The organism is Xenorhabdus kozodoii, assembly GCF_002632875.1.
GTDB lineage: Bacteria > Pseudomonadota > Gammaproteobacteria > Enterobacterales > Enterobacteriaceae > Xenorhabdus > Xenorhabdus kozodoii.
Genome location: NZ_NJCX01000001.1, coordinates 279,957 through 294,768, shown reverse-complemented (window position 1 = coordinate 294,768; position 14,812 = coordinate 279,957). Strand labels below are relative to the sequence as shown.

15 protein-coding genes are annotated in these 14,812 nt (G+C 43.8%); 8 read left to right on the top strand and 7 right to left on the bottom strand.

The window, feature by feature from the left end; genetic code table 11:
- Positions 1 to 7: 7 nt before the first annotated feature.
- From dapE to Xkoz_RS01260, 3 genes are all read left to right on the top strand, one after another.
- Positions 8 to 1,135 (top strand): succinyl-diaminopimelate desuccinylase, encoded by a 1,128-nt coding sequence (gene dapE / locus Xkoz_RS01270; protein ID WP_099140392.1) that lies wholly within the window; start codon positions 8 to 10, stop codon positions 1,133 to 1,135.
- Positions 1,132 to 1,800, top strand: coding sequence for a M15 family metallopeptidase (locus Xkoz_RS01265; RefSeq protein WP_099140391.1), 669 nt, complete (start codon positions 1,132 to 1,134; stop codon positions 1,798 to 1,800). The genes dapE and Xkoz_RS01265 overlap by 4 nt, the downstream gene beginning before the upstream one ends.
- A 120-nt stretch (positions 1,801 to 1,920) precedes the next feature.
- A complete protein-coding gene (locus tag Xkoz_RS01260; protein WP_099140390.1) occupies positions 1,921 to 2,118 on the top strand; it encodes a YpfN family protein in 198 nt (65 codons plus the stop codon).
- Here Xkoz_RS01260 and Xkoz_RS01255 read toward each other — a convergent pair.
- The 5 genes from Xkoz_RS01255 to dapA all read right to left on the bottom strand — a co-directional run bounded on the left by Xkoz_RS01255 (position 2,060) and on the right by dapA (position 8,223).
- Positions 2,060 to 4,180 carry a tRNA(Met) cytidine acetyltransferase TmcA gene (locus Xkoz_RS01255; RefSeq protein WP_244183361.1) on the bottom strand — a complete coding sequence of 707 codons (2,121 nt, stop codon included), beginning with the start codon at positions 4,178 to 4,180 and terminating at the stop codon, positions 2,060 to 2,062. The two genes, Xkoz_RS01260 and Xkoz_RS01255, sit on opposite strands and share 59 nt — an antisense overlap.
- A 29-nt stretch (positions 4,181 to 4,209) precedes the next feature.
- A complete protein-coding gene (locus tag Xkoz_RS01250) occupies positions 4,210 to 4,662 on the bottom strand; it encodes a DUF441 domain-containing protein (RefSeq protein ID WP_099140388.1) in 453 nt (150 codons plus the stop codon).
- A gap of 792 nt (positions 4,663 to 5,454) precedes the next feature.
- Positions 5,455 to 6,168 (bottom strand): phosphoribosylaminoimidazolesuccinocarboxamide synthase, encoded by a 714-nt coding sequence (gene purC / locus Xkoz_RS01240; protein ID WP_099140387.1) that lies wholly within the window; start codon positions 6,166 to 6,168, stop codon positions 5,455 to 5,457.
- 91 nt (positions 6,169 to 6,259) lie between these two features.
- Positions 6,260 to 7,306 (bottom strand): outer membrane protein assembly factor BamC, encoded by a 1,047-nt coding sequence (bamC, locus tag Xkoz_RS01235; RefSeq protein ID WP_099140386.1) that lies wholly within the window; start codon positions 7,304 to 7,306, stop codon positions 6,260 to 6,262.
- A 17-nt stretch (positions 7,307 to 7,323) separates the two neighbouring features.
- The gene (gene dapA / locus Xkoz_RS01230) at positions 7,324 to 8,223 is read right to left on the bottom strand and encodes a 4-hydroxy-tetrahydrodipicolinate synthase (protein WP_099140385.1); all 900 of its coding nucleotides are present in this window, start codon (positions 8,221 to 8,223) and stop codon (positions 7,324 to 7,326) included.
- Between the two features lie 244 nt (positions 8,224 to 8,467).
- Here dapA and Xkoz_RS01225 point away from each other — a divergent pair, with 244 nt between their 5' ends.
- Positions 8,468 to 9,025: a glycine cleavage system transcriptional repressor gene (locus tag Xkoz_RS01225; protein WP_099140384.1), complete on the top strand. Its 558-nt coding sequence runs from the start codon at positions 8,468 to 8,470 to the stop codon at positions 9,023 to 9,025.
- 14 nt (positions 9,026 to 9,039) lie between these two features.
- Entirely contained in the window at positions 9,040 to 9,513 is a 474-nt protein-coding gene (gene bcp / locus Xkoz_RS01220; RefSeq protein WP_099140383.1) for a thioredoxin-dependent thiol peroxidase, read from the top strand.
- Positions 9,514 to 9,636: 123 nt separating this feature from the next.
- On the opposite strand, the gene Xkoz_RS01215 is transcribed toward bcp, so the two are convergent.
- Positions 9,637 to 10,689, bottom strand: coding sequence for an AI-2E family transporter (locus tag Xkoz_RS01215; RefSeq protein WP_099140382.1), 1,053 nt, complete (start codon positions 10,687 to 10,689; stop codon positions 9,637 to 9,639).
- Positions 10,690 to 10,837: 148 nt separating this feature from the next.
- Here Xkoz_RS01215 and bepA point away from each other — a divergent pair, with 148 nt between their 5' ends.
- Positions 10,838 to 12,301 (top strand): beta-barrel assembly-enhancing protease, encoded by a 1,464-nt coding sequence (gene bepA / locus Xkoz_RS01210; protein ID WP_099140381.1) that lies wholly within the window; start codon positions 10,838 to 10,840, stop codon positions 12,299 to 12,301.
- Between the two features lie 11 nt (positions 12,302 to 12,312).
- Positions 12,313 to 12,684, top strand: a complete 372-nt coding sequence (gene arsC / locus Xkoz_RS01205) for an arsenate reductase (glutaredoxin) (protein WP_099140380.1) — start codon at positions 12,313 to 12,315, stop codon at positions 12,682 to 12,684.
- A 112-nt stretch (positions 12,685 to 12,796) separates the two neighbouring features.
- On the opposite strand, the gene hda is transcribed toward arsC, so the two are convergent.
- Positions 12,797 to 13,504, bottom strand: coding sequence for a DnaA inactivator Hda (gene hda, locus Xkoz_RS01200; protein ID WP_099140379.1), 708 nt, complete (start codon positions 13,502 to 13,504; stop codon positions 12,797 to 12,799).
- Positions 13,505 to 13,826: 322 nt separating this feature from the next.
- On the opposite strand from hda, the gene Xkoz_RS01195 reads away from it, so the two are divergent.
- A complete protein-coding gene (locus tag Xkoz_RS01195) occupies positions 13,827 to 14,675 on the top strand; it encodes a hypothetical protein (protein ID WP_099140378.1) in 849 nt (282 codons plus the stop codon).
- The last annotated feature ends 137 nt before the right edge of the window (positions 14,676 to 14,812 follow it).

The following is a 14,812-nucleotide window of genomic DNA, read 5'->3' as shown; positions in this document are numbered from 1 at the left end:
AAACATCATGACTTGTCCAGTAATTGACCTTGCTCAACAGTTAATCAAGCGACATTCTGTCAGCCCAGATGATCAAGGTTGTCAGGAACTGCTTATCCAGCGCCTGCGAAACATTGGCTTCACAATAGAACGCATGCCTTTTGGCGATACCCTGAATTTCTGGGCTTATCGTGGAACCGGGGTCACTTTTGCCCTTGCCGGACATACCGATGTCGTCCCTGCCGGCGATATTTCACAATGGCAAACGCCCCCTTTTGAACCCTCTCTCCGTGATGGCATGCTGTATGGCCGTGGTGCCGCGGATATGAAAGGCTCTCTGGCTGCAATGGTTGTTGCGGCTGAACGTTTTGTCGCAGAACATCCTGAACATAAAGGCCGTCTGGCTTTTCTGATCACCTCCGATGAAGAGGCCAAGGCGACCAATGGCACGGTGAAAGTAGTTGAGGCGTTAATGTCTCGTCAGGAGCGTTTGGATTACTGCCTGGTAGGGGAGCCATCCAGCCAGACATGCCTTGGGGATATGATCAAAAACGGGCGACGGGGTTCCCTGACGGCCAGCTTAACGCTTTTTGGCACCCAAGGGCATGTTGCCTATCCACAGTTGGCAGATAACCCTATCCATCGCTCAGTGCCTTTCCTGCAAGAACTCATCAATACTCAGTGGGATAACGGTAATGAATTTTTCCCTGCCACCAGTATGCAAATCGCTAATATTCAGGCGGGAACCGGCAGTAATAACGTTATTCCGGGTAAGCTGTGGGTTCAATTTAATTTCCGTTTCAGCACCGAACTGACAGATAGCGAGATCCGCCAACAGGTTGAAGATATGCTGAAAAAACATCACCTCAAATATGAGATTGACTGGTGGTTATCAGGCCAACCTTTCCTGACCTGCAAGGGTGATCTTGTTGATGCTGTGGTTGAATCGATTGAACACTATTGTGGCTATCAGCCAGCGCTATCAACGAGTGGCGGTACATCAGATGGGCGTTTTATCGCCAAGATGGGCGCTCAGGTTGTGGAATTGGGACCCATTAATGCCACCATCCATAAAATAAATGAATGTGTCAAGGTGTCTGATTTACAAAAATTGAGCCTGATTTATCAACGTATCATGGAGCAATTAATCAAATGATGACACCTGAAACTTTGACCGGCCTGTCCACCGATCATTTAGTGACCCTTAGTGGCAACCACCGCTTGCAGTTTAATGCCACCAAAGCGTTTCTTGCCATGCAAAAAGAAGCAGCCAAAGCAGGCTTTAAGCTACAACCTGCCAGCTCGTTCCGCGATTTCACGCGCCAACAAACTATCTGGAATGAGAAGTTTCGTGGTCAACGTCCCGTGTTGGATGATAATAGCCAGCCCCTTGATATTTCGAAAATGAGCGAAGGGGAACGTTGTGAAGCCATTCTCCGCTGGTCAGCCCTGCCAGGGGCAAGCCGCCATCATTGGGGAACGGAGCTGGATATTTATGACCCCTTTCTGCTTCCAGAGGGGAAAAAATTGCAGCTAGAGCCGTGGGAGTATGAAAACGGAGGGTATTTTGAACCATTAACCCATTGGCTGACAGAAAATATGTCTCTCTATGATTTCTACCGCCCCTTTACGCGCCATGACGCTGGCGTCGCTTATGAGCCGTGGCATATCAGCTATTGGCCCTTATCCCATGAAGCCGAAAATTTATTCAATGAACAACTCCTGTTAAATACCTGGAAAGATCGTGATATTGCCGGCATCGGCTGGTTAAAAATCAATCTATCTTATATAGTTGAAAAATATATCAGGATAATAAGCTAAGAAGACCATCATGACAGTTCAGCAAACTAGCGGGTTATGCATACTCATTGATTCACAGAAATGACACATTAGGCTCCCAAGCCTCATAGAAGAGGCTCTTAACATTCTGAGGAAAATACCATGCAATGGTTGATAGATTATTGGTGGATTGTACTGCTGGTGCTCATCGGTATTATTGTGAATGCGGTAAAAGCACTCAGTCGCGTCGATAAAAAAACTTTCTTAGAAGATAAACCCGAATTGCCTCCACACCGAGATTTTAACGCTCAATGGGATGAGGATGAGGATGATTGGCCGCAGCAGGATCGCAAGAAATAACCCAATCTTTCCAGTGTCTGGCAAGCATTTTATCTATGCTTGCCAATGCACCTGCGGTTTCTTCCCGCCAATGTTCCAATAATGCCTTTCGGCCACTCAGCGATAAGTCACGGACGCATTGTTCGACACTTAACCGCTGTTGAAGATGCTTTCTCAACGCAGGCAAAGCTAAGTTGCTCTCCAGCAATAGCCTTTGCAATGCAAAATAAGATGCTGACAGGGGGCGATGGGCAAATGCAAACCCGGCCAACTCCTGCCAATCGCTGTCGTTGAGCCGTTCGTCATTATCATGCTCAACGGGCAAGGTAAAGCCGAGTAACGATCCCAATTCACGAGCGTCTCTGGATAATCGCTGTTGCGCGGATTGGGTAAACTGTTCCCCCTGTTCACTCAAAGGCAAGACAGCCATCGCGGCATAGCAACCACTACTCGCTTCCCGGTGGCTACCCATTCTCACCAGACGAAAACCACACTTTTGCCAAAGAGCCCACAGCTCAGCGGTATAACCAAAACTGACAGAGAGGAAATCCAGCTTTTGCTGACTGGCTGCCTGACATTGCTGGGTTATCAAATGTCGTGCGATACCACAACGGCGATACTGAGCCTGCACGGCAATGCGGCTGATCCGCTGTGATCGCAAGGTTGCAGCCTGCGGAAAACCGCTATGTGCCGCCAGGGATTGAGCCACCAAATTTCCCCTTGGCCGCCGACGCCCCGCCCAGATCTCATGCGCCAATGTCTGTGACAATCCCCCTTCGTCCACCATCCACAAAGCGCCAACCAATTGGCGCTTATGCGCTGAAAAACGGGCAAGGGCGGCCAGAAATGTCATTCCGTTACCATCCATTAATCGCCGCAGGTCAAGGGGTGATGTGCGGTAATGGGCACTGGTTAATAAACCATAAAATTGGCGCAATAATGTGGGATGTTGTAACCATTCAGGCTGATAGATCGGGTGAACATGCAATTTTTCTGCGCTGAATCGCGTGCCATCAACGGGCTGTTGATCGTCGAATAACAGGGCGCTATCCAGCCATGCTTCCAAGGGATCATTTTCAGCCCAGCGCATAGGCGTTTTCAATTCACGAATATGGCAACCAGGCAATTTAGCACAAAGTTTCAACAAAAAACCGCGTCCCGTGCCCTCGTAACCCTGAACGGTTGAAATCAATAATACCCGTGGGAAATGGCGGATCAATTCCGCTAATTGTGATGTAGGGATCGCCGCGGCTTCGTCAATCAATAGCCAATCAGCATCACTGTTATTTTCCCGCTGACCTTCTTTCGCCCGACAATATTTCAATAAATTGTCCACCGCCCAAAAAGGCGTTTCGTGTTCTAAAGATTGTTGTCCAGCAAAATCGGGCATGCCAGCGTAACGTCGGATCACTTCTGTGGTTATTTTGGCAGGGGCACATAACCAACATTGGCCTTGCCAATATCGCACTAACATGCCTGCCAGAGCCGATTTTCCCCTGCCTCGCGGTGCAGTGATCACCCAGACACCGTGTGTCGCCTGTAACAACTCGTCAAGAATGGATTGCTGGCTTGCTATTGGGTTGCCATCAGGCCTCTGCCATGCCCCAGTTTCAGGTAACAGGGACATTCGGGATATCTGAAAAGGGATCTCCTGACGCCATAATAAGACTTCAGGGAACGCAAGGACTTGCTGCTGAATATGGCGAATAAAATTCGGCGTCGAAATAACACCAGCCGATTCATTCCAGCGCAAACTATCTTCATCAGGCTGTTCTGGCCATTGTGTCCAGGCGGGTACGCACATCACCAACCAGCTTCCCGCTTTTAGCGTGCCAGCCAGTATTGCCAATGCTTCCGCATTAAATCCTTGAGTGGCATCAAAAACACCATGCAAGAATTCACGTCCCAGTAAGCGGACGGCTTTTGTTGGATCAACCGCACCGGATAAGTGAGCGGAAACCGTAAGCCAATCCCCCTGAAACTGTTTTGCTAGCTGATTAACAATCGATTCACTCCATTGCGGCTCACCACTCAAAACGACCAAACGGCGTTGTCCCTGCTGTTGCATCTGTGTCTGCAACATTGTCCACGCACTAATAGTTACCCGCACCGTCATGACTTACCAATCATGAGCGATAAAAGACCAGCAGCAATCAGGGGGCCGACAGGAACGCCCCTAAACAGAGCCACACCTAACACCGTGCCGACCAGTAATCCAGCCACGGTAGAAGGCTGGCTAGACATTAAAGTCACACCACGGCTTCCCAACCACGACACCATGACGCCAACAGCAATGGCTAACAGTGATTTCCAATTTAAGAAAGAACCAAGAATTTCCTGCGCTGAGATTTTTCCGCTTGCGATAGGTGCCATGACTCCTACAGTCAGAATCAGGATACCTATCGTTAAGCCATATTTTTCCAACCAAGGGAAAAACTGATTCAATGGCGTGATACGAACAACCAGCAGAAATAACATGGCAAGTGTCACTGTTATGTTATGACTAATGATGCCAAGCCCTGCAAGCACGAGCAAAATAAGTAAAGTGGGATCGATATGGCTCATGAGTTTTTATTTCCTGTAAACCTCGATAGGACAATGTTTGATTTTTTATGTCAGGCAGCATAAATTCTGGCACGGACAAGATGATAACTTAAAATTTTTGTACTTAATCAAAAATATTTATAAAGTACCATCCCAAGATTGGCTAAATAGCGTAGCGACTGGCAATTTGTTAACCCTCTTGCTTTAAGCAATCACATCGATAAATAATTACTCACACAAATCAAGACACAACGTTGTTTCTTGATAGTGTAATCTTTAAACACCAACATTTTTATTAAGGCGAATGCAGAAAGATTGTAAGAAGTGCCTTGCAGCTCAGATGCGTTCATATAAACGATATGAAAAAATTAACCTCCTCCATAATAATCTGTCTCTCATTAGCGGGTTGTACCACTCAATGGGTACCCGCAACGAGTAATCCTGTTCCTTTCAGTGAAGCTACTGCTGAATGCCATCTGTCAGCATCAAGTTTATTTCCTGTAAAAAACGAAGTCGCCCAACGATCACAGATAAAAACAGTGCGGCAACCTTGCGTGAATGGTGTCCAATGTGGAAAAGACGGTTATTACTACCAAAGTATTCCCATGACTGAAAGTTACGTGATAGATGTTAATCAGGATTCCAGAAGTGGGTTTTATTACAACTGCATGCAACAAAAAGGCTGGAAACAACAAACCAAGTCCCTGCTCTAAACTAAAATTGACTTAATATGTCCACCAGAGACAGGATGCCCTTTTATCATCGGGCATCCTGCTATTTTACCTGATACTTTTCAGGTAATCGTTTGCGTCGTTAATCCAAAATAACGCCAATACGACGTGCTACTTCCTCATACGCTTCGATCAAGCCACCAAGACTTTGGCGAAAACGATCTTTATCCATTTTATCCATCGTCTGCTTATCCCATAAGCGGCTACCATCCGGTGAAAATTCATCGCCCAATATGACCTGCCCCTTAAATAAACCAAACTCTAATTTAAAATCCACCAGAATCAGGCCCGCATCATCAAACAGTTTGCTCAATACTTCATTGGCCTTGTAGCTCAGACGCTTCATTTCAGATAAATGCGCTTTGCTCACCCACCCGAATGTTTCACAGTAGGATTCATTGACCATAGGATCGTGTTTGGCATCATCTTTCAGAAACAGGTCAAACAGTGGCGGGTTAAGCACTATTCCCTCTTCCACCCCCAGTCGCTTAACAAGGGAACCTGCGGCACGGTTACGAATAACGCACTCAACAGGCACCATATCCAGTTTTTTCACCAAGGATTCATTATCTGATAACAGTCGCTCCATTTGCGTCGGAATGCCCGCCTCTTCCAGTTTGCTCATAATGAAATGATTGAATTTATTATTCACCATTCCCTTGCGGTCGAACTGTTCAATGCGTTCACCATCCAATGCTGATGTATCATTACGGAATTCCAGCACAAGTAAATCAGGATTATCAGTGGCATACACTGTTTTTGCCTTTCCACGATACAACTCAGCTTTTTTCTGCATCTTACACTCCAGAAATATGACGTCTTTAAACGTAACTAATTAAACAAAAAACTCAGCCAAAATATAAAGGGGCCTTAGGCCCCTTTATAGATTATTTCTCTTTGGATTGACTAAATGCGGCTTCTAGCGCAGCCACCATTTGATCATTTTCAGATTGGGTCAATGGCTTACCATTGTCACTGATAAATTGCAGGCTGCTTCGGTTATCCAAATCCCCCACCTGTAACTTATAATTTCCTCCGCGGATCGACGGCGCTTCCACTCCCAGCGCTTTCCAATCAGAGGCACTGCGTTCTCCATAAGTCACTTCTATCGCTCCGGTGGAACGAGTGCGATCCGTGACTTTCATGCCTATGCTTTCCAACGCGTATGGCAATCTGTTCCAGACTATGTTATAGGGTGCACGCACGATAATTTGCGGCAACCCGGTATTATCACTACCGCTTTGTACAGATAATGGCCCTGAATTTTTAGCACCGCTCAGGCCCGCGGTTTCTTGTTGCCGGCTTAAGTCACTCGCCAATTTATTCAGCATCACTATATTGTAACGCCGGATTTGTACCGGATCGGTAATTTCCTTGTCTGCCTGTTTCAAACCTTCATTTGCGACAGATAGCGCGATTTGGTAATCCTGTTTGGTGACTGAAATGCGGTAACGCCCCTGATAAGGAACATTTTCATCTGCCCGTTGCCAGGTAATCCAATCAGTCGTCAAGGTTTGTGCAGCGTCATCTTTATGGCTGATTTTATACCCGTCTTCCGCCAGCACCTTGTTTACCTGCGACCATAAATTGTTGTATTCAGGAGTGTTTTCAAGCAACAACTTACTGCTGTTAGCACTATTTTCAACGCGGGAACCTGTCAATAATGCAAGAGCTTGCAATGGAGGACGTATATCCAAATCTTTACCCACAGTCCCTGCTGCATCCAGTGTCGGAATATTGTACTCACCATTTTGCAACGGCAATATCATTCCCGCAGGAACGTTTAACAGTTTCAGTGGAGGCGCGTCAAGATAGGATTGATCCCCGCTTACCTGACGTTTATAGCGCTGATCGCTGGAGCAGGCAGCTAAAAAAACCACCAATGACAGACCAGCAACTTTCATGACCTTCGATTTTTGCAATAATGTTGCCATTAAAATTCCCTAAATATTTACAGTAATCCAGCTACTTTCAAGGCCCTGCCAACTGGAATTTGCCCTTCTTGCGTTAACGGAACCATGGGTAAACGCAATGTATCATCGGCAATCAACCCCAATTGGCGACAAGCCCACTTCACTGGCGTCGGGCTAGGTTCAACAAATAATTGATGATGCAATTCCATCAGTTGGTTATTCAGGTCACGAGCTGGCAAAAATTCACCTTGCTTAGACAATTCACACACCCGTGCCATTTCTGCTGCCGCAACATTTGCAGTGACAGAAATAACGCCCTTACCACCAAGCTGCATAAAGTCGACAAAACTTGCATCATCACCACTCAGGAGAATGAAATTTTCATCACTAACCAATTCTTGGATCTGACTAACACGACTTAAGTTCCCCGTCGCTTCCTTAAGTGCAACAATATTTTTCAGTTTCGCCAAGCGAGCAACGGTCGGCGGCAATAAATCACATCCGGTACGAGATGGCACATTATACAGAATTTGTGGTAAGTCAGTATTCTCAGCTATTGCCTTATAGTGCAAATATAAACCTTCCTGTGAGGGTCTATTATAATAAGGTGTGACTGACAGGCAACCCACAACACCGGTGTTTTCGAAACGGTTAGTCAGAGAGATGGCTTCTGCTGTAGCATTTGCCCCTGTTCCTGCAATCACCGGAATACGCCCATCAGCGATTTCCAGCGTTGTCAGTACAACATCAACGTGTTCGTCATGGTTAAGTGTTGCACACTCGCCCGTTGTTCCAACAGACACAATCGCAGATGTACCACTGGCGATATGATAATCAACTAATTTCCTCAAACTGGCCTTATCAATCTGACCTGCGGAGTCCATCGGTGTTATCAATGCAACTATACTGCCTGTGAAACCAGAATGATTGCTTACCATTGCCATTTCCCCTTAGTTAAACCTAAAACTGCAAATGAGAAGTTCATGGTACTTTCTTGTCAGACAGAAGAAAACTCTTTAACCACGCGATTTCAATGAATTTTGTTAATATCAAGTGTAGCCAATTAAACAGAAATTATAATTTTGCTCTCGCGACAAATGCGATTGACCTTCCCTTGATCATTTTTTATGTTTAAACACAACCTCCACAACAATCACCAACTAAAATTAAAGGAAAATCGCTTTGCCAACATCAGAACCGCATTTTTTAGTGATCACCGCCCTGGGTGCAGATCGTCCCGGCATCGTCAATACTATCACCCGTCTCGTGAGTACATGCGGCTGTAATATTGAAGACAGCCGGTTAGCAATGTTTGGCGAAGAATTTACTTTTATCATGTTGCTATCTGGTAGCTGGAACGCCATTACGTTGATCGAATCCACCTTGCCGCAAAAGGGCGCAGAACTTGAATTACTCATCGTGATGAAACGTACTCGATGCGGTGTTCAGAAAAAATTTCCTTCAACTATCACCGTTAAGGTAGATGTCAATGATTCACCAGGCATTGTTGAACGTTTTACCAATTTATTTACCACCCAAGATTTTAATATCGCCGAACTGATATCAAAAACTCACCCAGCCGAAGGCGATCACCCTGCCCGCCTGCAAATCCAAATTACAGGCCACAACCCATTTGATGATAATGGCTCGATATTTAAAGAAAATTTTCATCATCTATGTACAGAATTAAACGCACAAGGCAGTATTATGGTACAAAATCTTTTAAATCAAAACGATTAAACGGAGAACGAGTGATGAGCCCATTGAAAGCCGGTGATAAGGCCCCTCAATTCAGCCTTCCTGACCAAGATGGCGAAACCATTAGTTTACCTGATTTCAAAGGCCAACGTGTTTTAGTTTATTTTTATCCCAAAGCAATGACACCAGGCTGCACTGTTCAGGCATGTGGCTTACGTGACTCAATAGATAAGCTGAAAGACGCCAATGTTGAAGTGCTGGGTATTAGCACCGATGCACCAGAAAAGTTATCCCGCTTTGTAGAAAAAGAGATGCTGAACTTCACACTACTTTCTGATATTGATCATCAAGTTGCTGAACAATTTGGTGTGTGGGGGAAAAAGCAGTTCATGGGAAAAACTTATGACGGAATGCATCGCATCAGTTTCTTAATTAACCCACAAGGTAATATTGAACACGTTTTTGATAAATTTAAAACCAGTGAACATCACCAGGTTGTATTGGATTACCTGAAACAACATTCATCGTGATCCTGTCACTACAGGTGCAATAGTTTTTAAGTTGCCGCAAGTCATAAAGCGGCAACTTATTTTTGCGCTTGCTGTTTTATGGCATCGTACTCAAAACAATTTGGTTCTTACTCATTGCCATAGTCACTCTTTTTCTTCTGGCCAGGCATGAATAACCGCCTTGATTAAGGTCGCAAGTGGAATAGCAAAGAAAACACCCCAAAATCCCCATAATCCACCAAAAATAACAACAGAAAGGATGATGACAAGGGGATGAAGATTGACGGCTTCCGAAAATAAGATTGGCACAAGCAGATTGCCATCTAACCCCTGTACCACCAGATATGCGACAAATAGCGCCCAGAAATCAGCCCCAAATCCCCATTGAAACAATGCCACCACAATCACTGGCATGGTAACAAGTACGGTGCCGATATAAGGAACGAGTACAGACAAACCCACTAAGACGGCGAGCAACAGGGAATAGCGCAACCCAAAGAAGGCAAATACCGCATACGTGCAGAGAGTCAGTATCACCATTTCTGTCACTTTACCGCGGATATAATTGGTAATCTGCTGGTTCATTTCGCGCCATACTTTCCCTGCCAGACTGCGATTGCGAGGCAATATACGTTTCAATGCCACCACCATTTGGTTTTTATCTTTCAACAGAAAGAACACCATCAAGGGGACAAGGATCAGGTAAATCGCCAGTGCCAATAATCCAATCAGAGATGCAACCGAAAACTTAAAAACGGACTCCCCCGCCAAAGAGAGTTTGCTACGCAAATTATCAGCAACCATATCGATTATGCCGGCATCGACCAGGGCAGGATAACGAGAGGGTAAAGTATGCGCGTACTCATTAAATCGATTAATCATATTGGGAAGATCGGAAAACAAATTTAAACCTTGTTGCCAGACAGTTGGGGCAACAATCAAAATCATTAACGCACTGATCCCCATAAAAACCGTCAATACAATGGCCACCGAGAGAGTACGGCTACATCCTAACTTGCTCAATTGTACTGTCGGCCACTCTAACAAATAAGCCAGCACAATGGCTGCAAGAACAGGCGCCAGAATGCCATTAAAGAAGTAGATGATCCCAAAACCAACCAATAAAATGATTAATAATGCAACAATTTGTGGATCAGCGAAACGGCGACGATACCATTGCATAACCATATCCAACATAAACACAACTCCTTTGCGATAATACTTAATAAGTATTTTTCACGAAAATTTATTATAGTTAATGATTTTAAGATACTCTTCTATCATAAAAAGTATTCATGAAAGTGATAGCTAAAAACGGAGCACACTATTTTATGAGAATCGCTTTATGAGAAAAACGTCAAAAAAATCTTTGATAACCGTTTTTATCAGCCTGTTGTTATGGGGGAACCCTCCTGTGTTCTCTGCCCCGGTTGAAGATTCACTGCCTGATATCGGCACGACAGCCGGAGCAACCCTCAGCATCAATCAGGAAATGGTGATGGGTGATTTATATATCCGCTCGATAAGGGCTCAGGCTCCTCTGATTTATGACCCGTTGCTGACTCAATATATTAATCAGCTAGGCCAAAAATTAGTCACTCATGCCGATTCAGTCAAAACCCCTTTCCATTTCTATCTGATAGATAACCCTAATATTAATGCCCTCGCATTTTTCGGTGGTAATGTTGTTCTTCATTCGGGCTTATTTCGCTATAGCCGCAATGAAAGTGAACTGGCATCTGTCATGGCACATGAGATATCCCATATTACCCAACGGCATTTAGCACGATGGATGGAAGAACAAAAACGTACCCGCCCTCTGGCATGGACGGGCACATTGGGTGCTATCCTGCTTATGATAGCCAATCCACAGGCTGGTATGGCAGCACTTAGCGGTACACTGGCAAGCTATCAACAAGGCATAATCAGTTTTACTCAGGCGAACGAGCAAGAAGCGGATCGAATTGGAATGCGGACGCTCAGTCGGGCGGGATTTGATCCCCACGGTATGCCTGATTTCATGCAAATATTGGTCGATCAATCCCGTTACAGCTCCAAGCTCCCTGAAATGCTATACACTCACCCATTACCGGCCAGCCGTTTATCTGACGCCCGCAATCGGGCCAATCAATATCCAGCGAAAACGGTTTCAGATTCTCAAGATTTTCTGTTTGCCCGTGTGCGCATTTTAACCCTGTATTCAACTGATCAACGTCCCTACATTGATCAATTTCTAAAGAAATATAGCCAGGGAACCGCCAAGGAACAGCTTGCTGCGGCCTATGGACGCGCCATTTTGCTTACTGAAGAGAAAAAGTATGCCGAGGCCAGGGCTATATTATCGCCATTACTGGATAAGCAACCGGATAATATTTGGTTTATTGATACAATGACTGATATTGATATCGGACAAAAACAGTATGCCAATGCTATCACTCGCTTGCAGGATGCACTTAAAAAGCAGAAAAACAAACCGGTATTGCAAATTAACCTCGCAAATGCCTATTTTATGGACAAAAAGTACCCTCAGGCATCACAACTTCTGTTTCGTTACACCTTTAACCACCCTGACGATCTTAATGCCTGGATACTTTTAAGAAAGACAGCCGGTGCACAAGGAAAACACAATGATGAACTGGCCGCCTATGCGGAAATCATGGCATTGCAAGGTAATTTTGACTCCGCGATAGAACAGCTAAGCAAAGCCAGTGCATTGGCAAAATTGGGCAGTTATGAACAAGAGCGGTATGATGCCCGCATTGATCAATTGCGCCAATTACAACAAAGTTACAAACAATATGAAAAATGAGGGACTTTTACATGCAAAATTTTGACACACAAAAAGTGACGTTTTACCACAATCCTCGCTGTTCAAAGAGCCGTGAAACCCTTAAGTTGGTTGAAGAACTTGGTATTACGCCAGAAATCATTCACTATCTTGATACACCACCGACAGCAGAACAACTTGCCGTATTATTAAAACAGCTTGATTTTAAAGATGCCCGCCAACTGATGCGTACTCAGGAAGAGCGCTACAAAGAATTGAACCTTGGTGACCTCTCATTATCCCAAGACGCCTTGCTCCAGGCGATGTCTGAAAATCCCAAATTGATAGAACGCCCGATTGTGGTTGTTGGTGATAAGGCTCGTTTGGGGCGCCCTCCTGAGCAAGTCAAAGAAATTCTGCTATAACCATTTTTAATCAGGGCGTTTTTCAATAAGCGCGTTTTTCAATAAAAAAGTGATAGGAATATATTCCTATCACTTTTTTATTTTGATCTTATTTTATTACCGCTTTATTCACTCAAAGCTCAAGGATATCTTTTACAAACGGGATCGTCAGTTTGCGTTGCGCCATAATGGAAGCCCGATCAAGCTCATCCAAGGTTTTGAACAATGTTTGCATTTCCCTATCGAGCCGCTTCAACACAAAACGCCCCACATCCTCAGGCAATTCAAAACCCCGTAATTTCGCCCGTAGTTGCAATGCCTGGATTTTCTCATCATCTGACAGCGGTTGTAATTTGTAAATTTGCCCCCAATCCAGACGAGATGCCAAATCCGGTAGTGTCAGGTTAATTTGCCGTGGAGGGCGATCGCCGGTGATCAAAAGACACGTTCGACCAATTTCTACAATCCGGTTGTAAAGATTGAAAATCGCCATTTCCCACTCCTGATCACCGGCAATACACTCAATATTATCGATGCACACCAATGATAAATGTTCCATACCATCAAGAACTTCGGGAACAAAATAGGCGCGTTTATCCAGTGGTACATACCCTACAGCTTTTCCCTGTTGGGACAATTCGGCACAGGCGGCGTGAAGCAAATGGCTTTTGCCCCCGCCATCGCGGGACCAAAAATAGATATAACTGCCATGTGACTGACTAATAGCCAATTTTACTGCAGCTAATAAGGAAGTATTCTCACCTGCAAAGAAACTGGCAAAAGTTTCATCATCGGGCAAATATAATGGCAATGAAAGCTGCGACGGTGTATTCAGAAGCACCTCAAACAGAACGGATAACGAACAGCGCTAAGTTTACCACAAAAAGTCGCTATAAATGAAATGAATGCTTTATTTAAAGCAGGAGGTTATCATCAAAGCGCTTCCCTCCATAAAATGGATAAATTACGACCAACCAGATAATACAAATTGATTTTTTAACTGGTATTTTCCCGAACTTTCAGATTATTATCTGGAGATGCTTGCCATAACAATGCGACTGTAACTAAACAGCACCTATTTTTCCTCAACCTAAAGTAAAAATACTCTGTATTTACCAAAGATTCTACTTATCAAGGTTAAATTATTTTTAATGGAGGTTAACATGTTAATAGAAAACATATTACGCAACGTGATAAGAAAAACACAAAGCGTCTTCATGGGGGGATCTAACAACAAAATTTATTTTAAAACAAAAAATATTGATAAAGTGGGTGAACATGAACCCCCTGAAGTTCATGACTTAACAAAGTTACTGAAGAAAAAAACTGAACTCCTTGATAAATTACGCGAAAATCAAAATAAGATGAAAAACATTCCACAATGCTATACCTATTATACTAAAAATAAATTTAAGACCAATCTTGTTGGAAATTGCGATGAGCTTTCTACCTATGCTTTTCATTATTTAATCAAAAATCATTCTCTCCAAATTTTCAATTATTACAGGCAACAAGATCCCGATCGCAAAAAAATAATCTATATAATCATGTATGGGGCGCAGAAACCTTATGACCATGTTTTTCTAAGTATCCATTATATGGAAGATAAAATTAGCAAAAAGGAGATAATTGAGGCACTCTCACATGTTCAGGCCGAGTCATGGATATGTGATCCTTGGGCAGATATTATTTGTAAAGGAAAAGAATTTCATTATAAATGGAGAAGTAAAATGACAGATTGGTATCATGCAAATATATTTAGAACACCCAATAGTGATGACAGAACTATAAATGACACAGGGCGATACGAATCATTATTTTCTCCTTTAAGACCCGAAGTCTTCAATACAATCCAAGAAAATTCAACGTATGATGTGTTAGAATTAGCTTTCTTTGATCAAGATGGAAACATCACCACATTAGCAAAAAACGAAAAAATAATGCCTTATGATATAAGCAATATTGATAATTCTGTTTTTACATCTTTGGGGGTACTTAATATGGATGAATAAATCGCTTCTTTAAATAGTGATTTCTCCCAGCTTCCACTCATATCTCGCCTGCTATAATCAGCCGAAAAATTAAGGGAAAAAGTACGTATATAGAGTATAAGCTATTTTATAAAGTTAAAAAACAGGAAGGGCTTTTA